The sequence below is a fragment of the Streptomyces sp. NPDC051364 genome, assembly GCF_040682115.1.
GTDB lineage: Bacteria > Actinomycetota > Actinomycetes > Streptomycetales > Streptomycetaceae > Streptomyces.
In genome coordinates this window covers 74,371-95,333 of record NZ_JBFBAH010000007.1, presented here as the reverse complement: position 1 = coordinate 95,333, position 20,963 = coordinate 74,371, and the positions used below count along the sequence as shown (strand labels likewise).

Annotated in this window: 18 protein-coding genes; 7 read left to right on the top strand and 11 right to left on the bottom strand. The window is 72.0% G+C overall.

From position 1 onward, the window contains the following. The first annotated feature begins 112 nt into the window (after window positions 1-112). The gene (locus AB0M76_RS17330; protein WP_365953919.1) at window positions 113-1,624 is read left to right on the top strand and encodes a hypothetical protein; all 1,512 of its coding nucleotides are present in this window, start codon (window positions 113-115) and stop codon (window positions 1,622-1,624) included. Window positions 1,625-1,666: 42 nt separating this feature from the next. Here the strand turns inward: AB0M76_RS17330 and AB0M76_RS17325 are convergent, their stop codons facing one another. From AB0M76_RS17325 to AB0M76_RS17315, 3 genes are all read right to left on the bottom strand, one after another. Beyond that, complete coding sequence (locus tag AB0M76_RS17325; protein ID WP_365953627.1) at window positions 1,667-2,305, bottom strand: cytochrome b/b6 domain-containing protein; 639 nt, start codon at window positions 2,303-2,305, stop codon at window positions 1,667-1,669. After that, a complete protein-coding gene (locus tag AB0M76_RS17320; protein WP_365953918.1) occupies window positions 2,289-2,954 on the bottom strand; it encodes a molybdopterin-dependent oxidoreductase in 666 nt (221 codons plus the stop codon). The genes AB0M76_RS17325 and AB0M76_RS17320 overlap by 17 nt, the downstream gene beginning before the upstream one ends. 181 nt (window positions 2,955-3,135) lie before the next feature. Continuing rightward, complete coding sequence (locus tag AB0M76_RS17315) at window positions 3,136-3,804, bottom strand: DUF6445 family protein (RefSeq protein WP_365953626.1); 669 nt, start codon at window positions 3,802-3,804, stop codon at window positions 3,136-3,138. Between the two features lie 144 nt (window positions 3,805-3,948). Here AB0M76_RS17315 and AB0M76_RS17310 point away from each other — a divergent pair, with 144 nt between their 5' ends. Next, a complete protein-coding gene (locus AB0M76_RS17310; RefSeq protein ID WP_365953625.1) occupies window positions 3,949-4,620 on the top strand; it encodes a DUF2278 family protein in 672 nt (223 codons plus the stop codon). Between the two features lie 396 nt (window positions 4,621-5,016). Here AB0M76_RS17310 and AB0M76_RS17305 read toward each other — a convergent pair whose 3' ends face one another. Next, window positions 5,017-5,418 (bottom strand): LPXTG cell wall anchor domain-containing protein, encoded by a 402-nt coding sequence (locus AB0M76_RS17305; RefSeq protein WP_365953624.1) that lies wholly within the window; start codon window positions 5,416-5,418, stop codon window positions 5,017-5,019. Window positions 5,419-5,596: 178 nt separating this feature from the next. On the opposite strand from AB0M76_RS17305, the gene AB0M76_RS17300 reads away from it, so the two are divergent. The 3 genes from AB0M76_RS17300 to AB0M76_RS17290 all read left to right on the top strand — a co-directional run bounded on the left by AB0M76_RS17300 (window position 5,597) and on the right by AB0M76_RS17290 (window position 8,309). Next, window positions 5,597-6,844 carry a histidine kinase gene (locus AB0M76_RS17300; RefSeq protein WP_365953623.1) on the top strand — a complete coding sequence of 416 codons (1,248 nt, stop codon included), beginning with the start codon at window positions 5,597-5,599 and terminating at the stop codon, window positions 6,842-6,844. Continuing rightward, complete coding sequence (locus AB0M76_RS17295) at window positions 6,832-7,485, top strand: response regulator transcription factor (RefSeq protein WP_266669289.1); 654 nt, start codon at window positions 6,832-6,834, stop codon at window positions 7,483-7,485. The genes AB0M76_RS17300 and AB0M76_RS17295 overlap by 13 nt, the downstream gene beginning before the upstream one ends. 71 nt (window positions 7,486-7,556) lie before the next feature. After that, window positions 7,557-8,309 (top strand): hypothetical protein, encoded by a 753-nt coding sequence (locus tag AB0M76_RS17290; protein ID WP_365953622.1) that lies wholly within the window; start codon window positions 7,557-7,559, stop codon window positions 8,307-8,309. 64 nt (window positions 8,310-8,373) lie between these two features. Here the strand turns inward: AB0M76_RS17290 and AB0M76_RS17285 are convergent, their stop codons facing one another. Together AB0M76_RS17285 and AB0M76_RS17280 are read right to left on the bottom strand one after the other, a co-directional pair. Continuing rightward, complete coding sequence (locus AB0M76_RS17285; protein WP_365953621.1) at window positions 8,374-9,204, bottom strand: hypothetical protein; 831 nt, start codon at window positions 9,202-9,204, stop codon at window positions 8,374-8,376. After that, complete coding sequence (locus tag AB0M76_RS17280) at window positions 9,204-10,481, bottom strand: VWA domain-containing protein (RefSeq protein ID WP_365953620.1); 1,278 nt, start codon at window positions 10,479-10,481, stop codon at window positions 9,204-9,206. Before AB0M76_RS17280 ends, AB0M76_RS17285 begins: the two co-directional genes overlap by 1 nt. 151 nt (window positions 10,482-10,632) lie before the next feature. On the opposite strand from AB0M76_RS17280, the gene AB0M76_RS17275 reads away from it, so the two are divergent. Beyond that, complete coding sequence (locus tag AB0M76_RS17275) at window positions 10,633-10,911, top strand: hypothetical protein (protein WP_365953619.1); 279 nt, start codon at window positions 10,633-10,635, stop codon at window positions 10,909-10,911. Between the two features lie 83 nt (window positions 10,912-10,994). Here the strand turns inward: AB0M76_RS17275 and AB0M76_RS17270 are convergent, their stop codons facing one another. Then, window positions 10,995-14,492 (bottom strand): M28 family peptidase, encoded by a 3,498-nt coding sequence (locus AB0M76_RS17270; protein ID WP_365953917.1) that lies wholly within the window; start codon window positions 14,490-14,492, stop codon window positions 10,995-10,997. A gap of 159 nt (window positions 14,493-14,651) precedes the next feature. Between AB0M76_RS17270 and AB0M76_RS17265 the strand changes: the two genes are divergently transcribed. Continuing rightward, a complete protein-coding gene (locus AB0M76_RS17265) occupies window positions 14,652-15,611 on the top strand; it encodes a LysR family transcriptional regulator (RefSeq protein WP_365953618.1) in 960 nt (319 codons plus the stop codon). Between the two features lie 40 nt (window positions 15,612-15,651). On the opposite strand, the gene AB0M76_RS17260 is transcribed toward AB0M76_RS17265, so the two are convergent. The 4 genes from AB0M76_RS17260 to AB0M76_RS17245 form a co-directional block, all read right to left on the bottom strand. Beyond that, window positions 15,652-16,281 carry a TetR/AcrR family transcriptional regulator gene (locus AB0M76_RS17260; protein WP_365953617.1) on the bottom strand — a complete coding sequence of 210 codons (630 nt, stop codon included), beginning with the start codon at window positions 16,279-16,281 and terminating at the stop codon, window positions 15,652-15,654. 100 nt (window positions 16,282-16,381) lie between these two features. Next, the gene (locus tag AB0M76_RS17255) at window positions 16,382-18,445 is read right to left on the bottom strand and encodes a discoidin domain-containing protein (RefSeq protein WP_365953916.1); all 2,064 of its coding nucleotides are present in this window, start codon (window positions 18,443-18,445) and stop codon (window positions 16,382-16,384) included. Window positions 18,446-18,733: 288 nt separating this feature from the next. Continuing rightward, entirely contained in the window at window positions 18,734-19,927 is a 1,194-nt protein-coding gene (locus AB0M76_RS17250) for an aromatic amino acid transaminase (RefSeq protein ID WP_365953616.1), read from the bottom strand. Continuing rightward, window positions 19,920-20,900 carry a DMT family transporter gene (locus tag AB0M76_RS17245; RefSeq protein WP_365953615.1) on the bottom strand — a complete coding sequence of 327 codons (981 nt, stop codon included), beginning with the start codon at window positions 20,898-20,900 and terminating at the stop codon, window positions 19,920-19,922. The genes AB0M76_RS17250 and AB0M76_RS17245 overlap by 8 nt, the downstream gene beginning before the upstream one ends. Window positions 20,901-20,963 lie beyond the last annotated feature (63 nt).

Sequence of the window (20,963 nt, the reverse complement as noted above, 5' to 3'; positions counted from 1 at the left end):
CGGCGCGATGTCATACGCACTGTCAATAAAACTGAAGAGAACGGAGGAAGTCCGGATGTTCCGAAGAGCGCTGAACTGCGCCGTGGTCCCTGCCCTCATCGTGTTCACGGCGATGTACGGGATCTCCCCGGCGCAGGCCGAGGAGATACCCCAGGCCCCCGGCCACCGCCTGGTCAGCCACTACGACGGCGCCCCCGCGGCCGCCGTCCCGCTGCCCGGCGAGGCCCCGCCCCAGCACCCCTTCCTCGCGCCCAACGGCCGCAGCGGCATGCACTCCGATGCCGGGGGCAGCGCCACCTCCCCCTGGTCCGGGCCGCTCGGCCGGAACCCGCGGGTGAGCAGCGAGAAGATCGCGGCCCTGGGCGGTGAATGCGCCACCGCCACCTTCGACGCGGGCGGCAGGCTGGTCACGGTGTGCGGGACCTTCTCCGGCTTCAAGGTCAAGCTCCTCGATCCCCGTACGCTGGCCACACTCGCGGAACACCAGCTTCCGCAGCGTTCCTCGACGGTCGAGGCGATCACCTCCCTCGACTTCTCGAAGATCTTCAAGGACACCTCGGGCGGCGCCTACTTCTACCTCGACAACGAGGACCGGGCCGTCCTGGCCGACTCCCGCCAGCACATCCTGCGCCTCTCGCACACGCGTGCACCCGACGGCAGCTGGACGTTCGCCGTCGACGACGACTGGGACCTCACCGGCCAGGTCCCGCACGACTGCGTCACCTGGACCAACCTGCGGCCCAGCGGCACCTGCGACCCCGTCACCTCCGTGATGCCCGACTGGAACGGCCGCATCTGGTGGGTCACACGGCAGGGTCGCGTCGGAACCGTGGACCCGCAGACCTCGCAGATCCGCTCGATCCGGCTCCCGGGCGAGGAGATCCAGAACTCCTTCTCGGTCGCCGAGGACGGTGTGTCGATCGTCTCCGACCACGCGCTCTACAACTTCCGCGCCGCCGCCGACGGCACCCCCGAAGTGCAGTGGCGCCAGACGTACGACCGCGGTACGGGGACCAAACCCGGCTCCGTGAACCAGGGTTCGGGCACCACCCCGGACCTCTTCGGCAACGGCTACGTCGCCATCACCGACAACGCCGACGACCGGATGAACGTCCTGGTCTACCGGCGGGGCGTGGACGTGCCGGCCGACCGGCGGCTGGTCTGCAAGGTCCCGGTGTTCGGCAGCGGCGCCTCGACCACCGACAACTCCCTGATCACCTGGGGCAACAGCATCGTCGTCGAGAACAACTACGGCTACGAGAACCTCACCAGCCTGCTGCTCGGCAAGTCGGTCGTCGGCGGTGTCAGCCGGATCGACGTCCGGGCCGACGGCAGCGGCTGCGACACGGTGTGGCAGAGCGGCATCCGCGCGCCCTCCGTCGTCCCGAAGCTGTCCACCGCGAACGGGCTGCTCTACTTCTACGAGAAGGAGCCCAACGCCTGGGGGATCGACGCCTGGTACCTGACGGCGGTGGACTTCCGCACCGGAGAGCGCCGCTGGCGGCAGCTGACCGGCACCGGGCCCCTGTACGACAACAACTGGGCGCCGATCACCCTCGGCCCCGACGGCACCGCGTACGTCGGCGTCTTCAACGGCATCGTCGCGGTCCGCGACGGCGGCTGAGGCCGGGCCGGCCGACGGGCGATCCGTGTCGGCCGGCTCCTTTCAGTCTTCGGGTTGTCCGGGCTGCCACAGCGGGTGTTCGCGCTCGGCCCAGGCGCGGCCGACGGACCCCGTACGCAGCCCGCGCCGGGCCTCGGGATCGGCCAGGGCCTTGCCGATGTGCGCGGCGAGCACGAGGCCGACGGCGAGGGCCAGCCAGTCGTGGACGAAGGTGGCGGCCGTGCGCCGGACGACCGGGACGAGGCCGGTCCACCACATGAGCACGCCGGTGCCCGCCATCACCAGCACCGCCCCGGCCAGCCAGCCCGCGTACACCTTCTGTCCGGCGTTGAACTTCCCGGCGGGCCGCGCAGCCGTCCGGTCGCGCCGCAGGGTGGCCCGCAGCCAGACCCGGTCGTGCGGCCCGAACCGGCCCAGGCGCCGCAGGTCCGCCCGGAAGGCCCGCGAGGCGAGCCCCAGCAGGAACGGCACGACGAGCAGCAGCCCGGACCAGCCGTGCACGGTCACGACGAGGTGGCGGCGGCCGACGAGTTCGGCGAGCGGTGGCAGGTACAGGCAGGCGGCCGAGGCGATGCACAGGCCCATCAGCGCAGCGGTGGCCCGGTGGATCCACCGCTCGGCGCGGCTGAACCGGAAGACCCGCTCGGTGCGCTGCCGCACCGGATCAGACAGTCGGGGCATCGTCGCGTCCGTTCGACCGGCCGACCCAGGCGTCGACGTCGTAGCCGAGGCGCTCCCAGTACCCGGCTTCGACGTCACGGGTGAGGGTGATGCCGGAGAGCCACTTCGCCGATTTGTAGAAGTACATGGGGGCGACGTAAAGCCGGACCGGACCGCCGTGGGAGTGGGCCAGCGGCTTGTCCTGCATGCGCAGCGCCACCATGACGTCGTCCCGGCGGGCCTGGGGGAGCGTGAGGCTCTCGGTGTACGTGCCGTCGAAGCAGCTGAAGCGGATCGCCCGGGCCTCGGGACGCACCCCGGCGGCGTCGAGCAGCCGCGCCAGCGGCACCCCCTCGAAGGGGGTGCCGGGAACCCGCCAGCCGGTGACGCACTGGACGTCCCGTACGACCCGGGTCTGCGGGAGCTGCTGCAGTGCGTCGAGGGTGTACGCCATGGGGCGGTCGACCAGGCCGTCGACGGTGAGCCGGTAGTTCTCGGGGCCGCGGCGGGGGACGGAGGCGGCCACCGAGTAGTAGCGGAACCCGCCGCCGTTCGGCAGCAGGCCGGTGAGGCCGGTGGGGTCCTTGTCGGCGGCCGCGCCGAGGAGGGTCTCGAAACCGCCCTGGAGGTACGGGGCGCCGACCAGTCCGGCCGCGCCGAGCCCGACCATGCCGAGGACCAGGCGGCGGCCGACCGGCGCGCCCTGACCGTCGGGGTCGGGTGGGGGTGGTGCCGGTACGGGTGCAGGTGCTGGGCTCACGGGCCGATTCGACCACCGCCGGCGCCCCCGCACCAGGCCTGGCGGCAGTCCGTCAGACTTCCGTCACATCTTGCCCGCCGCCGAAGACCCCTTAGGCCTTCCAGAAGAAGACGGCCGTCATCCGCTTCTCCTCCAGGGTCTGCCCGAAGTAGCCGGTGGCGCTGTGGATCAGGTTCGCGGAGTAGAGCAGCAGCCGGTTGGCGCGGTGGGGGACCCGTACGTCCTCGGTGAAGGAGTCCGGGGACACGAAGCGGGTGCCCAGCGCGTCGACCAGGTTGTTGTGCGGTGCGATCACCTGGTTGCCGCCGAGGGCGCCGCCGGGCAGGCTCTGGCGGTAGAAGCTCGTCCCGCAGTCCTTCGGGACCTTCGGGTTGAGGTAGAGCACGGCGGCATAGCGGCAGAGGGTCCGCGAATCGGTGTGCGGGCGCGGCTCGGATTCGCCTTCGCCGACGACCTGGACACAGTTGTGGTTGAACGTGCCGCCGCCCGCGGGCCGTTCGGCCCAGATCCTCGGGGCGCCGGTCGACTTCCGCACCAGCCGTTCCACCAGGGCCAGTTCATCGGGCTCGAGACCCGGCATGGCCCGCAGCCCCGGCCAGCTCTCGGGCTTGTGCGGATAGCCCTCGGTCCAGTCGTCCTTGGCCAGGCAGCGCTCCCGTACGGCGTCCGGATCCGGCAGTACGTCGTCCAGTACCCAGTAGTCGCGCCCGCGGGTCGGCTTGCGGTACGGGAGGACCGGGAGGGGAGGAGGTAGGGGCATGGGAGGGACCGTAGCCACCGGGTCCGGTACGGCTCGCTCCGGAGACAGTCAACGTTCCGTCAAGTGTTCCCCATGGGCGCCGGGACGGCGCGGACACGCCCGGGGGCGCCCGTCGCCGGGCGGGGCGGGTGGTTCACTGGCGGCATGCCGCTCGAAAATTACGGAGTGCTGTCCGGAACCCTGCACCGCCACTTCCGCGACCGGCCCGACGACCAGGGCCGCTGGTTCCACGTCCACCTGGAGGTCGACACGCCCGCGGGCCGCTACGCGTGCGCCGTCGACGTGGACAGCAAGCAGTCCACGACCGGCGTGCAGTGGAAGGTCTTCACCCTGCACGCCTCGGTGCTCGACCCGGTCGCCTCGCCCGCACCCGGCTACCACGACCTCGCCCGGACGTCCGGATCGGGCGCGCTCGACTACGTACGGCACCCGGCGCTCGCGGACCGCCCCGGCTGTCTCCTCGGCGGACACCCGCCGCAGTGGTACCAGCGCATCCTGGACCGGCTGAACCCGCCCCGGCCCTGGATCTCCGGCTCCTACCTGGAGGCTTCCGAGGCGCTGGAGCCGGTCCTCGTCCCCGGCCGGCCGGTCCTGATCTTCGGCGAGCCCTTCGACGAGGGGCTCGGCATGCACAACATCCACCAGAACCAGGGCGACCCGTACGGCAGTCAGTGGTGGGCGGACAACGGCGTCTGGCAGGACGGGGCCACACTGACCCGGCGCCCGGACGGCCTCTTCGACGTGTTCGTCTCCCGGTTCTCCACGCAGAAGGAACCGACCGACGACGACGGCCACCCGGTCCAGGCGCAGCCCTAGCTTGATCTTCAACCTGTGCGGCGTGGGCGAGGGGTCGTGGACTTCTTCGCTTTCGGTTTCACGGTGTCTGTTCTGCGGACTGTGTGGACGTCGTGGCGGGGTGTGGGCCGGGTGTTCTTCCGGCCTGGCGGCCGTCCCGGGCCGGGGTGGGAGGGTTTCGAGCCGCAGCCGACTGGTGTCGGCCCGGCCATGGGCCACACCGGCGTAGAGCCCGCCATGGCCGCGGCGGTGTTCTCCCATCAGCGACAACTTGGCCAGTGACCTCACTGGACCGTTGCCGCACAGGACCGTGGCCGGAGCACATGATCCAGACGAAGGCCGCTTCCGTGTGCGGCGGTTACCGAACCGAGTGATCGAGTTCGACGCACCGTTCGGCATCACAGATTAAAGATCAAGCTAGGCGTGGTGCGGGCGGCGGGCCGCGATCGCCGCGCACGCTGCCGCGAGCGGCAGTTCCGCGCACACCGCCAGGGCCACGGCCGTCGCCCGGGCGCCGCCTGGAGCCGAGGTCGTCACGTCGAACCAGGCGTCCATCACCAGCAGCGCGGCCGTCGCCGCGGCCAGGGGCGCCGCGCGGGGGTCGTGCCGCCTCAGCAGCAGACCCGTACCGCTCAGTCCCGCAGCCAGCATGGCGTCCAGCCCGATCCAGGCGGTGGACCAGTTGGAGACCTCCGCGGTCTGCGGCAGCGTCTTCGCCAGCACCACCATCCAGGGCAGGAGCGCCACTCCGGCGCCGCTGAGCAGCGTGGCCAGCCGGAGAGTGGGGCGGGCCTGGAAGCGCGGGGCGACGAGGGTCATGGCGGTGGAGCTCCTTCCGGCCCCGGCGGTCCGTCCCCCGGGTACGGCGACCACTCTGGTCGCGCGGAGGATCGAAATCAGTAGCGGCACCGTCCGGACCGGGGGTGGCACTGGCTGCACCACCGGGCGGGCACCAGGGTGATGGCACGGCTCTGACCAGTGCGATTACCGTACGGGTATGGGACTTTCCGGGGCGCTGCGGCGTACCACCAGCTGGATCGCCGCCCACGCTCCCTGGTCGGCGTGGGCCTGGCGCAGCACCGCTTTCACCGTCGCCGGGATCCCGACGGCCCTGCCGGCCGTGTCCGTGTTCACGTGCACGGTCGTGGCGCCGGGCCGCGCGGCGGCCGCACTGCTCGTGATGCTGCTTCTGAGTCCACTGCTCACCCTGCTGCAACGCAGCCGGTTCCGGGAGCTGGTGGAGCTGGAGATACCCGCCGTCGGATACGCGCACCGGCCGCTGCGCCCGCGCGGGCTACTCGAACGGCTGCGCTCCGAGTCGACCTGGCGGCAGTACGGGTACCACCTGCTCGTCAGCCCGCTCGCCGGGGCCGGCGGGGCCCTGATCGTCCTCGCCTGGGCGTGCGGGGTCGCCGGGGCGAGCGTGTACGCCTGGTCGTGGCTGCTGCCGGTCGGGGACCGCGACCTGGGCTGGACCCAGGGCTACGACGTCGTCACCGTGCTCGGCGCTCTGCTGCTGCTGGCCACCCCCTGGCTGGCCGCCGCCCTGGCCCGGCTCGACGCCTTCGCCGCGGCCGCCCTCCTCGGACCCAACCGGGCCAGGGAGTTGGAGCGCCGCGTCGAGGACCTCGCCGAGAGCCGGGCCGGTGTCCTCGACGCCGCCGACCTCGAACGCCGCCGGATCGAACGGGACTTGCACGACGGTGCCCAGCAGCGGCTGGTCGCCATCGCCATGAACCTCGGCATCGCCCGCGCCACGCTCACCGACCTGCCGCCCGAGGCGAAGGCCGTGATCGACGAGGCCCACCGCGAGGCCAAGGAGGCCATCGAGGAACTCAACAGCCTGGTACGCGGCCTGCATCCGGCCGTCCTGGAGGACCGGGGACTCGACGCGGCCCTCTCCGGGATCGCAGCCCGGGCACCCCTGCCCGTCGAACTGACCGTGGAGCTGGCACACCGGCCCGGTCCCACCGTCGAGGCCGTCGCCTACTTCGTCGTCTCCGAAGCCCTCGCCAACGTCGCCAAGCACGCCAAGGCCTCCCGCTGCCGCGTGGAGGCCCGCCGGGACGCCGACCTGCTGCGCATCACCGTCACCGACGACGGGGTGGGCGGCGCGGACCCGGCCCGCGGCACCGGGCTGGTGGGCCTGCGTAAACGCGTAGGGTCGGTCGACGGAACCATCTTGATCAACAGCCCCCTCGGGGGCCCGACCGTCGTGACTGTGGAGCTGCCGTGCGGGCTGTGATCGCCGAGGATTCGGTGCTGCTGCGAATAGGGCTGGTCAAGGTCCTCGAAATGGCCGGATTCGAGGTGGCCGCCGAGACGGCGGACGCCGAGGCCCTGCTCGCCGCCGTCGCCGAACACCGGCCCGACCTCGCCCTGGTCGACGTCCGCATGCCGCCCGGCTTCACCGACGAGGGGGTGCGCGCCGCCCTGATGATCCGCCGACAGTGGCCCGGGACCTCGGTGCTGCTGCTCTCCCAGTACGTGGAGGAGCGCTACGCCGCCGATCTGCTGGCCAGCCGGACCGGGGGCATCGGATACCTGCTCAAGCAGCGGGTCGCCGACGTCGAGGAGTTCATCGACGCCCTCAAGCGGGTCGCGGCCGGCGGTACCGCGCTCGACCCGCAGGTCGTCTCGCAGCTGCTGCTGCGCCGCGGCGGGGGCATCGACCCGTTGGAGCGGCTCACCCCGCGCGAGCGGGAGGTGCTCTCGCTGATGGCCGAGGGGCGTTCCAATGCGGGGATCGCGGCCCAGCTCGTCATCAGCGAGAGCGCGGTCGCCAAGCACATCAACAACATCCTCGCCAAGCTCGATCTGCCGCAGGCCGACGGCGACCACCGGCGGGTGCTGGCGGTGCTGCGCTTCCTGGACGGGACCTCGTGAGCCGGGGCGGCGGCGGGGGTGGCGGGAGCGGCGACGCAGGCGGGTGGCGTCCGCGGCGGGTGGCGTGGCTCGTGGCCGCGGTCCTGAGCGCCGTGTTCGTCGTCGCCCCGGCCGCCTGGCAGGTCTGGGCGTACACGTCCACCGAGAGCGGGACGCTGAGCGGCGGCAGCGGCGAACGGCCGGTGGCCGCCGTGGAGATCGACGCGGGCGGCGCCGACGTGCGCGTCACGCCCCGCTCCGACCGGCAGGTGGTGTACCGGGCCGAGGCGCGCTGGTCGCTGACCGCTCCGAAGATCGAGGAGAGCTGGCTCGGCGACACCCTGAAGCTGACGCCGCGCTGCCCGGCGGTCGGGGCCGTGGTGGAATCCGGCCTCGGCTGCTCGGTCGACCTGGGCGTCACCGTGCCCGCCGGCATTCCGGTGAAGGTGACTGCGGGCTCCGGCACGGTGGACATCAGCGGGCTGGGCGGCGCCGTCGACGTCGAGGTCGGTGCCGGGCGGCTCCGGCTGACCGCGCTGCGCGGACCCCTGCGGGCGAGCGTCGGCTCAGGCTCGCTCGAAGCCTCGGGTCTCACCTCGCCGCAGGCCGACCTCCGGGCCGGGGCGGGCTCGGCCGTCGCCCGCTTCGTCGGCCCGCCGGAACAGGTCACCGCCCGGGCGGGCGCGGGCCACATCCGGCTCACCGTGCCCACGGCCACCCGGTTCCGGGTCACGGACCGGGTGGGGACGGGCCGCTGTGACGTCGCCCCCGGAATGCACGATCCCGCCGCGCCGGGCCGACTGGACATCTCGGCGGACTCGGGCCGCGCCGAGGCGGGCTACTGAACCCCGGGCCCGGAAGTCGGCCCCGGCGCGCGGCCACGGCGGGATGCCGTGGCCGCCGGGGCGGTCAGGCGCGGGGCGGGACCCCGGAGGGGCGGCCCCTGCCGCGGGTGAGGGAGTACCCGAAGATGCCGGCGAGGGCGCCGAGCAGTCCGCCCGCCGCGGTCCAGACCCAGCGGTCGGACCAGCGGCCGCCGGACCAGCCGTCGGCCGGCTCGCCGACGGCCGCGGGCTGCGGCTTCGCCGAACTCCCGGAGGCCGCCTGCGCGGTCTTGCCGATGCCGGGTACGAGCGGCGCCGCCAGGGCGCCGTCCACCGCGTAGGCGCCTCCCGTGTCCCGGGTGACGGCCTCGACCTCGGCCCGTACCGGAAGACCGAGGTCCTCCTCCGCCACGCCGACGACCGTCAGACGGACGTAGTAGCTGCCGGGCAGCGGGTCGTTGGCCCAGGGCTCGGCTCCCGGGCGGACGGTGCGCAGGGTGCAGGAGAGCTCGACCGAGGCGGCCTCCTTGGCCGCCGCGGCCTGCTGCGTGCCGTACGTGCACGCCTGGCGGCGGCGCAGCCCGTCGTAGACGTCGAGCTGCCAGGTCGAGGCGCCGTGCCGGTTCGCCGCCGGAGGCAGTTTCACCGTGGCCTTGACCGTGGCCCGCTGCCCCGAGTCCAGCGGGACCACCCAGTAGAGGTAGTCACCGGTGGATGCGTCGGCCGTGGCCCGCTGGCCGGGCCGGATCGCCGTGGCGGTACGGAACGCCGTACCCGCCTCGGTCGGCCCGGACGACTTGCCGCCGGGGCTCGGGCTCGCGCTCGCCGACGGGGTGTCCGCCGCGGCCGCGCCGGCCATGCCGAGCACACCGCCGACGGCGAGGGCAGCGGTGGTCAGTATGCGTACGGTACGCATCAGTTGGTCCTCCAGACCGAGATACGCCAGCGGGAGATCCAGCCCCACAGCAGACCGGCGACGAGACCGGCGAGCACCAGCACGCCGAGCAGCCACCAGCCGCGGCCGAGGCCGAACGCCGCCGCGTCGGAGGCCTCGTCGGGCCCGTCGACCAGGTCGATGGTGAGCTCGACGGGCAGGCCCGGCGTGGTCTTGACCGAGGCGGGCGCCGAGAAGGAGTTGCTGATCTGCAGGCAGACGGTCTCCGTTGCCGACGTGCCGTCCTCGTCGGCGTCGGAGTCGAGCTCGGCCTTCGGATAGCGCAGACCGGCCGAGATCATGTCGGTGCGTCCGTCGCCCGCCTCCGAGCCGCGGACGATCTCCCGCCCGTGCACGGTCGTCGCACGCAGCATGACGCCGTAGTCGTTGTTGACGGCCCGGTCGGCGGCGATGCTCACCGAAGCGCGCAGCTCCTGGCCGGGCTTGACGTCCACCCGGTACCAGCGGTGCTCGCCGAAGGTCTCACGGTCGGTGTACAGGCCCGCGCCAAGCTGAGGGGCGCCCGCGCACTGCTTGGCGCCCTCGGTCGCCACCGGGGTGACGACCGGGGTGGCCGCGCGGTCCACCAGCTGCTTGACGCGGCCGGAGAGCTCGGCGGTGTGCTGCACCGAGGTGTAGGTGCCGCCCGTGGCCTCGGCGATGCAGATCAGCTGGTTGCGCGTCTTGGCGTCCGGGACGAGCCCGAGCGTGTCGATGACCAGATGGATGCCCTGGGCAGCGATGTCCCGCGCCACCTCGCACGGGTCGAGCGGGGCGCAGGTGTCCTCGCCGTCCGTGATGAGCACGATCCGCCGGGTGGCGTCACCGCCCTTGAGGTCCTCGGCCGCGCCCAGCAGGGCCGGCCCGATGGGCGTCCAGCCGGTGGGGGCCAGGGTGGCCACCGCCGTCTTCGCCTCGGTCCGGTCGAGCTTGCCGACCGGGTAGAGCTGCTTGGTGTCCTTGCAGCCGAGCTGCCGGTCGTCACCGGGATAGGTGGCCCCCAGGGTCCGTATCCCGAGCTGTACCTCGTCCGGCGTGGCGTCCAGCACCTCGTTGAAGGCCTGCTTCGCCGCGGCCATCCGGGACTTTCCGTCGATGTCGGTCGCCCGCATCGAGCCGCTGACGTCGAGGACCAGCTCGACCTTGGGGGACTCCTTCGCCACCGGTTCGCCGGCAGCGGCATTCGCCGGGAAGAGCCCGACCGCCAGAGTGGCCAACAGGCCGCAGGCCCCGGCCGCCACCCATTTTCTTGTGATCATCGCCGGATCGTATTGAGGATCCACCCCCAAACCAAAACGCTCCGGGGAACCCGGCCCGCCCCGGCGCCGCCTTGGCCGACCTGCCGTCGGTGCCACCCGCGGTTACGCTGGACGGGGGGATGGTTCGCAGTGCCCCGACGGAGGCGACCTCATGAGACGACGCCATCATTTCCACATCGATCATGCGGGGCACTCCGTCAGCGCCACCGTCGAGACCGGCCACCACGTCGAGGTGGAGATCCTGGTCGACGGCAAGGAGACCGGCCACGGCACCACGCACCACGACCGGCCCGTCACCGTGCAGGTGGAACTGCCGACCGAGCCGCCGACGCCGGTGTCCGTCCGCGCGACACCCGGCCCGGGCCTCCCGCGCTGCGTCCTCGAGGCCCCGGACGCCGATCCCCAGGTCATGTCCCCGCGCCATTACTGACACCTGCCAGGGACGCGGCCGAGCGGCACGCCCCCCGGCCGTGAAGCCGGGGCACGTGCCGCTCGGGAGGGATCAGGCGGGCGTCAGCTCGCCTGGAGGGTGACGTCGTCCACGACGAAGGAGGTCTGGAGGGACTGGTCCTCCACGCCCTGGAACTTCAGGGTGACGGTCTGGCCGGCGAACCGGGACACGTCGTAGGTCTTGAGCACGTAGCCCGGGGCCGCGTCCAGGTTGGACAGGGTCTCCAGGGTCTGGCCGCCCACCGAGACGGTGAACCGGTCGTAGACCACGTTCTCGTTCTCGTCGGTGTCGATGTGCAGGTAGAAGGCGAGCCGCGCCGTGGCACAGTCGGCCGGGAGGGTCAGCGACTGCGAGGCGCTGTCCGTGTGGGAGGTCCCGTAGCCGGTCAGCCACGCCATGTACGAGCCGCTGTGCGAGACCTGGCCGGACTGGTTGGTGATGACCCCGGACGTGGCGGTCCACGGGCTGCTGCCGCTCTCGAAGCCGCCGTTGACGACGACCTGGCGCGGGGTGCACGTGCCCTGGCCGCCTCCGACGGTCAGCGTGTAGGTGGTGCTGTGGCCGACCGTGCCCGTGCCGGTGACGGTCAGGGTGTAGGTGCCCTGGGCGGTGCCCGCGCCGACCTGGACGGTGAGCGTCGAGGAGCTGCCGGACTGCACGGACGTCGGGCTGAGCGTCGCGGTCACGCCGGACGGGGCGCCGGAGACCGACAGGGCGAGCGTCTGGGGGCTGCCGCTCACGGTGGTGGTGTTCACCGTGGAGGTGACGCTGGTGCCCGGGTCGGCGGAGCCGGCGGCCGGGGAGGTGCTGATCGAGAAGTCCTGCGCCGGGGTGTCGCCGCCGACGGCCTGCTTCCAGATCGCGTAGGCGACCCCGTCGGCGCTGCGGTCCAGGACCGTCGCGTTGATGTTGTTGGTCGTGTCGCAGGAGCTGTGGTAGCAGGAGTCGTACGCCGCGTTCGCGGTGCCGCCCCACTTCGTGGCCTGTGCCGAGGTCTTGCGGGCGCTGGCTCCGGCCGCGTAGCCGGAGGTGGGGATGCCGCCCTGCTGGAAGGAGTAGTCGTCACTGCGGCCCTGGCCCTCGGTGTTCTCCTCGGGGGCGAGGTTCAGCGAGGCCCAGTACGCCTTCAGCGGCGCGGCGGTGGTGGAGTTGAGGTTGTTGATGAAGTAGCCGCCGTTGGGCGAGCCGACCATGTCGAAGTTGTAGTAGCCCTTGATGGCGGCCTTCTCGGCGCTGCTGAGCCGGCCCACGTAAAACTCCGAGCCGTTCAGGCCCTGCTCCTCGTCGGTCCACCAGGCGAACCTCACGTGCTTGGTCAGGGTGGGGTTCTTCTGCGCGAGGACGAGCGCGTTCTCCAGCAGGGTCGCGGAGCCCGAGCCGTTGTCGTTGATGCCCGGGCCCGCCGAGACGCTGTCGAGGTGGGAGCCGAACATGACGGTCTGGTCGGCCGGTCCGCCGGGCCAGTCCGCGATCAGGTTGTTGGACGGGTAGGTGCAGGAGGTGCAGTTCTGCTCGGTGACGGTGAAGCCTGCCGCCTGCAGCTTGCCCTTGATGTACGCCACGGACTGGGTGTAACCGGCACTGCCGGCCCGGCGGTTGCCACCGTTCTGCGAGGCGATGGTGTTCAGCTGGGCCAGGTGCGCCTGGACGTTGGCCACGTTGATGTCCGGCGGGTCGTTCTGGGGCGGCGTGCCGCCGACGTTCAGGGTGTAGTCGACGGTGTGCGCGAGGCTCGGGCCCTGGCCCTTGACCGTGACGGTGGAGGACCCCGGCGCCGCGTTGGAGGTGGCGGAGAGGGTCAGCGTCGAGGACTGGCCGGACTGCACGGTGGCCGGGTTGAACGAGGCGGTCACCCCGGACGGCAGGCCGGTGGCCGTGAGGGTCACCTGCTGTGCCTGGCCGGTGGTGGTGCTCGTGGCCACGGTGGTGGTGACCGACGCGCCCTGCTGGACGGTGCCCGACGCCGGGTTCAGCGCCATCGAGAAGTCGTCGTTCTGGCCGCTCGGGGTGCAGGTCGGGTCGCCGGACTGGGCGGGCACGCTGATCGCGTCCCAGGCGGCCTTGGTCCTGGTGAACAGGTTGCAGGTCGTCGGGTCGAGCGACTTGGCGGAGCTGAGGGTCGCCGTCCGGTACTTCTTGTAGGACATGCTGCTGGTCTTGAGGAGCATGCCGCCGTAGAAGATCTTGCCGGCGTTCTGCACGCCCACGCCGGTGACCGCGGACTGGTTGCAGGTGGGGCTGTTCGGCTTGCCGCCGCCCGGGCTGCTGCCCTCGGCCAGCAGGTAGAACCAGTGGTTCAGCGGGCCCGCGGCCTTGTGCACCTCGGTGCCGGGTATCGCGGAGCTGTAGCAGGCCGGGTCGTTGTTGACCGCCGGCGGGTTGTACATGTTCCGGATCGGACCGTTGCCCTGGAGGTTGATCATCTCGCCGACGGTGTAGTCCGGAGTGTCGTACGGGGCCGGCTCGTTGGCGTACGCCTCGGTCAGCGCGCCGAAGATGTCGCCGGTGGCCTCGCCGAGCCCGGACTCCTGGCCGCTGGTGCCGCCGGGGGTGTTGGAGTCGATGGCGTGCCCGTACTCGTGGCCCACCACGTCGATCCCGGCGATCCACTCGTTGGCGCTGTTGTGCCCGATGGTGACCGAGCTGCCGTCCCAGTACGCGTTGAGGTCGCCCAGGCCCACCTTGCCCGGGAAGCTGCTGCCGTTGCCGCTGACGCCGTTGCGGCCCAGCCACTGGCTCAGCATGTCCCACTGCTTCTGGGCGGCGAACATGAGGTCCGTGCAGCCGGTTTCCTTGGACGTCGCGTTGCCCGTGCCCCAGGAGTCGGAGGACTTCGTGAAAACGCTGCCGGTGCTGTAGTCCGCGCAGCTCAGCCCGGGGCGGTTCGGGTCGCGCAGCGAGAACGAGCCGCCCGAGGCGGTGGTGGAGATGGTGAGCGGGTTCGGGCCGTTCCACTTGCTGGTGCCGCTGCCGGCCACGACCTCGTCGTGGCGGTCGACGACCTTGCCGGTGCGGGCGTCGACGAAGACGTGCAGTTTGCTGGGCGCCGTCCTGGTGTTGCCGGAGAGGACGGTCTCCCAGGCCAGGACCGGCTTGTCGTCCTTGATCTTGACGACGAGGCGGCTGTCGAGCACCTTGTCGACCTTCGTGAGCTCCGCGCGCGAGGTGGCCTCGGCCGCCTTCGCGGTGACGGAGGGGGTGGTCGCCACGTCGATCACGGTGGAGGAGGCCGACTGGAGGGCGCGGACGTGCCCTGCGCCGTCGGCGAGGACGACCGCGTCGCCGCCGACGACCGGCAGGCCGCGGTAGCTGCGCTCGTAGGAGACGGAGTACAGGTCCTGCACCCAGGGGGTGACGAGGCGCCGGTCGTACTGCTGCTGGGGCGAGTTGACCAGGGTGTCGAGACCGCTGCGGACCGCCGCGTCGGCCGCGGCGACCGCGCGCTCGGCGGACTTGGCCTGAGGGGAGGGTGCGGACTGGGCCTGTGGTGAGGCGGACGCGGCGGTGGCCAGCGTGCCGGCGAGGCTCGCCGTCAGCGCCATGGCCGCCACGGAGGCCATCCATCTGGTGGGCTGCAAGAGTCCACTCCGATCGTGTGTGGGGGGTGCGGCTGGGTGTTGGCGCCGAGTATGGGCGTGGACATGGCGAGATTGGGACATCTCTGCGCGCATAAGACCCGCGTTATGGTGCCGTGGGGTCACGCTGCGTAAGCTGCCGGAATGCAGCTGGAGTTGAGGCATCTGCAAGCCGTGTGCCAGATAGCGGAGTCCGGCAGTCTCGGCGGCGCGGCCCGCCGGCTGGGGGTCTCCCAGCCCGCGCTCTCCGCGCAGCTGCGCCGGATCGAACGGGTCACGGGCGGCGAGCTCTTCGTCCGAGGCCGGCACGGGGTGGAGCCCACTCCGCTGGGCCAGTTCGTCCTGGCCAAGGCGCGCCGCGTGCTCACCGAGATGGAGACCCTCGGCGCCGAGACCCGCGCCATGGCGACCGATGCCCCGCTGCGGCTCGGCTGCATCCTGCTCGTCCTGATCGACGGCCTGCTCACGCGGACGGACCTGACCCTCGCCGGGCGGGAGATCACCGTGGACGTGGAGCACTCGGTGACCGCGCTCGTACGGATGCTCGGCGCCGGCCGGTACGACGTCATCGTCTACGGCGAGGTGAACGACCACGAGGTCGCACTGCCCCAGGGAGTCCTGGCCCGGACCCTGGTGCCCAAGGAGCCGTTCTGCATCCGGATGTCCACCCGGCACCTCCTGGCGGGGCGGGAGGCCCTGGACCTCGCCGAACTGGCCGACGAGCAGTGGATGACCCTGGTGGAGGACGACGACGGCGGCCCGGAAGCCCTGGTCGAGGCCTGCGCGAAGGCCGGCTTCGTCCCCTCCCTGCGCTACCGGATCACCGACCGCAAGATGCGCCACGACCTGGTGGCGGCGGGCCGTGCCATCTCACTCACCCAGCCCACGGCCCCCGCGGTGGAGGGCACGGTGATGCGCCCGCTGCTCGGCACCCCGATCACGGGCCGCATCCGCCTGGCCTGGAACCGCTCGTCGGTCTCCGCCGGACAGGCGGACACCCTCTACCGTGCGGCGGCCGGCGCGTACCTGGCCAACGTGGACAACAACCCCTTCCACCGCACCTGGTGGAACGCCCACCCGGAGTCCCACCCGGTCCTCGGGTGAGGGCCGGTCCCCTCGCCGGTGCCGTGCCGGGACCGGGCCCTCAGGCGGGGGCGGCGGCGGAGTGCGGCAGGAGCCGCTCGGCGTGGACCAGGCCCGCGACGTGGTCGGTGACCATGTCGAGGATCTCCACCGCCGCGGCGGCGTCGCCGAGCACGAGGAAGTTCAGGGTCAGCCCGTCCGTCATCGCCGCCAGATAGCGGGCCAGTACGGGGACGGGGACGCGGAGTTCGAACTCCATGCCGAGCCGGACCTGCTCGATGAGCTCGCCGTACGTCGCGCAGTACAGCTCGTACTGCCGCCGGGCCAGATGCTCGAACCCCGGCTCGCGCAGGGCGTACTGCGTGAGCTCGTACGTGAGCATGTGCTCGGCGGGATGGGCGCAGACGTGGTCCCAGTACGCCTGGAAGCCGGCCCGGACGGTCTCCCGGAGGGTGGTGCGGGGCCGGATCGCCTCCTTCACCACCGTCAGGTAGTGCTCGGTGATCGTCTCGATGACGGATTCGAGCAGCGCCTGCTTGGAGTCGAAGCAGTAGTGGAAGACGCTCAGCGACACGCCCGCCTCGGCGGCGATGGACCGGGTCGTCGTCCGGGGGACGCCGTCGCGGGTCATCGCGCGGATCGCGGCCTCGGTCAGCTGCCGGCGCCGCTGCGCCAACGGCATCCGTGCCATGCGGATTCGGTTCCCTTCCTTCGCGTACTGCGGCGGACGGCCGGGGCCGGCCGGATCGAACGATCCGATCCGGCCGGCCCCGGCCGCCGCCTCGGTGCCGTCAGCTGCTGTAGACGCCGACCTCGTGCAGGGAGTACCCCCACTGCGTGCCGCGCCCCGCCCCGTGGACGCGGACGTAGCGGGCGGGGACGCCGGAGAACTGCGCCGTGTCCAGGCCGCCGTCACCGGAGGTCGTGGACCACACCGTCTGCCAGTTCACGTCGTCCGTGGAGACCTCGATCCGGTACGACTTCCCGTACGCGCGCTCCCAGTCGAGGGTGACGCGCTTGACGAGGCCGGCGGACCCGAGGTCGATCCGGAGCCACTGGTCGTCGTTCCAGTCGCTCGCCCAGCGGGTGCTCGTGTTGCCGTCCACGGCCCGGCCGGGCGCGTAGCTGACGAACGGGTTCCACTCGGCGGAGCTGGCCGAGGAGGGCGCGCCCGCGGCGAGGTTCACCCCGGCCTTGTGCTGCTCGGAGGCCCCCCAGGTGCGCAGGTAGGACTCGGCGCCCTTGAAGAGGTCGTCCACGACCCCCTGGCCGCCGACGAGCCGGATGTCCTCGATCCAGTCGGGGACCAGGCCGTAGTGCGCGGCGCCGTCGGTGTTCAGGTCCCAGGTGCGCTGCCCGGTGGTCTGCTTGTCGATGACGGAGCCGCCGTCGGTGCTGCGGAACGGGTACTTCACCGGGTTCGGGGTGTCGGCGCCGCGCGGGCCAGGCCAGCCGCCGACCCCGTTCATGTCGGTGCCGTACCCGTAGCCCACGTGGTACTTGTCGCGCAGCGCGTCCGTACGCTTGGCCTCCGCGCTGAACCCCTCGGCGCCGTTCATGTACTGGGCGGCGAACCCGCCGAGCTTGTAGAGGCGCTCGGTCCAGCCCAGGTCCATCCAGCTGTGCGAGGAGATCACGCCCGGGTAGGACTCGGACTCGAGGATGTCGAAGGCCCGGCCCGCGGCCTTGACGCTCATGTGGTCGACTTCGAGCATCATCTTGCGTTTCATCATGCCGCGCACGGCGTACTCGCCGAGGTCGGTGAGACCGCGGGTGTTGCACTGCGCGCCGGCCGCGTACGAGGGGACGGACACGCCCGCCGGCAGTTCCTTCTGCGCCGAGGGCGCAGCGGCCAGGCCGATCGGGTTGTCGTGTTGCGGGCCGGTGCACTGCTCGGTCTTCCAGAAGGTGCCGGTCGACAGGAACTGGCCCACGTTGATCGCCGTGCCCAGGGCCCCCTCGTCGAAGCGGACCCCGCACAGGGCGTTGTCGAACTTGTGGCAGAGGAACATGCTGCGGACGCCGATCCGGTGCAACTCGTCGAGGCCGCGGTCGATGTCCTCCTTGCTGCACTGGGAGATGTCCAGGATCTGCTTGCAGCCGAACGGCTCGGAGGTCTCCACGCCCAGGACCACGGCCAGCTTGCCCTGCTGGATGACGTCGCGGGCCTGCGCGGAGTCCGTGACGATCCGGAACCAGCCCTTGCCCGGGCCGCCGTACATCTTGTCGATGTAGGCCTGCATGTCGTAGGTCTTCTGCGCCTCGAGGCGGATGGCGGTCATCTCGTCGCAGCTGCGGTCCTTGAAGAAGTAGACCGAGCAGATCACCCCGTTGGTGACGAGGTCGTTGACGAGGACGCGCTGGCCGCCGCGCCAGGCCCGCTCGATCCAGGCGTAGTAGTTCTGCTGGTGGGTCAGCGAGTCGTGGGCGGGCCAGTCCTTGAACGTCGGCCAGCCGTTGGGATCGTGCTTGCCGTCCCCGCCCTTGGTGATGAAGTCGAAGATCGCGAGTGTGCCGTCGGGGTAGTGCTCCGGGCAGTCCTTGAGCGCGTCGGCGACCCCGAGGTCGGAGAACGCCTTGCCGCAGATGAGCCGGCCGCCGAAGCCCTCGTTGGACATGATGTGGTCGTGGGCGTCGACGAAGCCCCGCACCTGTCCCTGGGCGTCGGTGCCTTTGAAGGGCTCGCCCGTCACGTTGATCTGGGAGTCGGGCGCGGGCCGTGCGGTGGGGTTCCACCAGCCGGGCTCGCCTTCGGCGGCGGCGCCGGGCGCGGGGCCGAGGGCCATGGCCACCATGGCGAAGAGCAGGACGAGCAGCGCGAGGGGCCTGCGCCTGGTGCGGGGGGCTCGGGTCATGGTCATCACTCACGTCATCGGGAGGCGGATGGCGCGGTCGAGGACGCAGACCGTCGGAGAGAGCCGGTGAATTGTCATGTCCCGCGCAGACAGTGCGATGAGAATCGCGACTGGCGCGAGCAGAGTCAAGAGTCCGGGACAGATGACCTGATGGAATGTCAGGTGTGATGCGAGGTGTGTGAGGGAGGCCGGGGGCCGGGCTCGGGTGCCGCCGTCGACCGGGGTGACGGCCCGGTGGCACCCGTCAGCGGGCGCCGGAACCCGGCGCGCCGCTACGGATCGCGGGCGCTACTCGGCGCCCTCGCCGAGTACCGCCGCGATGCCCTGCGCGAGGCAGGGGATCCGGTGCGTCGGGATTCCGGCGATGTTGATCCGCCCCGCGGTCGTCCCGTAGATCGCGAACCCGCTGCGCAGCCGCAGCATCTGACGCGGTGTGAGCGGCAGCATAGAGAACATCCCCTTCTGCCGCGCCAGGACGTCGGCCTGCGCGTTCCAGCCCAGCGCGGTCAGCTCGGAGGTCAGGCCCTTCCGGTTGTCCTCGATCCGGGCCCGCATCCCGTCCAGCTCCGCGCGCCACAGGGCCCGCAGCCCGTCGTCCTCGAGGATCGCCGTCACCACCGCGGCGCCGTGCTCCGGAGGCATCGAGTAGAGGGTGCGCGCCGCGTTCTGCAGGGCCGTCTCCACGTGCCGCAGCGACTGGCGCGACGCACCCAGCACGACCGCGCAGCCGGTCCTGTCGCTGTAGAGCCCGAAGTTCTTCGAACAGCTGATGGCGACCAGCATCTCCGGCACCCGCTCCGCGAGCAGCCGTGTGGCCGCCAGATCGGACTCCAGACCGTCGCCGAGCCCGTGGTACGCGAGGTCCACGAACGGCACCCAGCCGGCCCGCTCGGCCAGCCCGGCCACCGCCTCCCAGTCCTGCGCCGAGGGGTCGACGCCGGTGGGGTTGTGGCAGCAGCCCTGGAGCAGGACGACGTCGTCGCGCCGCGCCTGCCCGAGGTCGCGCAGCATGCCGGCCGTGTCGAAGCGGCCCCCGGCATCGAGCCAGCCGTACGTCCGCACGGTCAGCCCGGCGGCCTCCAGGATGGGCCGGTGGTTGACGTACGCGGGGTCGCTGATCCAGACCGTCGTACCCGGCCGGGTACGGCAGATCAGATCGGCCAGCAGCCGCAGCGCGCCGCTGCCCGCGACCGTCTGGACGGCCACGGCCCGCTCGGCCGCCCCGCCCGAGCCCAGGACCAGCGACAGCATCGCCCGGTTGAAGCCGGCGTTGCCGGAGAGCCCCCGGTACTCCTTGGACGCGGAGCGCTCCGCCAGGCGTATCTCGGCCTCGCGGACGGCCGCCATGACCGGGGTGCCGCCCGTCTGGTCGCGGTAGACGCCGAGGACGAGGTTCAGGCGCTCGGGCCGCGCGTCGGCGCCGTACGCCTCGGTCAGGTCCCATAGCGGGTCGACGGGCGGCGGCAGGAGGAGCTCAAGCATGGACGGGAACCTCGGGCTGGGGGCGGGTACGGGTACGGGGGCGCCGGTTGGCGAGGGCGACGCCCGCGGTGATGAGGGGGACGCCGACGAGCACGGCCACGGTCGGCGACTCGTCGAGCAGGGGAATGGCGAGCAGCACCACGGCGACCGGGCTGAGGCTGCCCATGGTGGAGCTGCGCTCCGCGCCGAGGCTGCGGATGGCGAAGGCGTACAGCAGGCCGGCGCACAGGCCGACGCCCAGCCCCTGCACCACCAGGAACAGGGCGATGTCGCTGCCGGCCGCCGAGGCCAGGCCGGTGGGCAGCACCCCGGTCAGCACCAGCAGGGCCATCACCGCGAACGAGGGAAGGCACAGCAGGCCGATCGATCCGACGGGATCGAGGTCCACCTCCTTCAGCCCGACGGTGTACAGGGCCCACAGCCCACTGGCGACGAGCAGGACGCCGGCGCCCGCCAGCACCTGCGTGTTCAGCGGGACCACGTACCGCCAGACCAGCGCGACCACGCCGACCGCGATCAGCCCGAGCCCCGCTGCCTGCGTGCCCCGGGGCGCGCCGCGGCCGCCGGCGACCATGAGCGCGGAGACGAACAGCGGGACCATCCCGGGGACGATCGAGCCGACGAACGCCGCCGAGGTCAGGGAGCCGCCGTACATCGCGGCCAGGAAGAACGGCACCCCCGCCCCGCAGGCGATCTTGAGCGCGGCGGCCGGACGCACGGCGGCGATCCGCCGGCGCCGCCGCCACAGCGCGGGCGCCAGGACGAGGAGCGGGACGCCGAAGCGCAGCAGGGCCGCGTCGGCGGGCAGCAGGGAGGAGGTGCTCAGGGCCCGGGCGCTGAGCGCGAAGGCGGCCCAGATCAGGACGGTCACCACCAGTGCCAGCGTGCCCTGCGCCTGCGGGGAGAGCCCGAAGCGGCCTGTGGCGCGGGCCGGTGGGGGCGCCGTCGTGGGCCCGGCGTTCGTGGTGACCAAGGGGGCTCCTCCAGCCTCAGGGGCCGGATCCGGCCATGGAGCAACGCTAGATCTTTTGCCGGG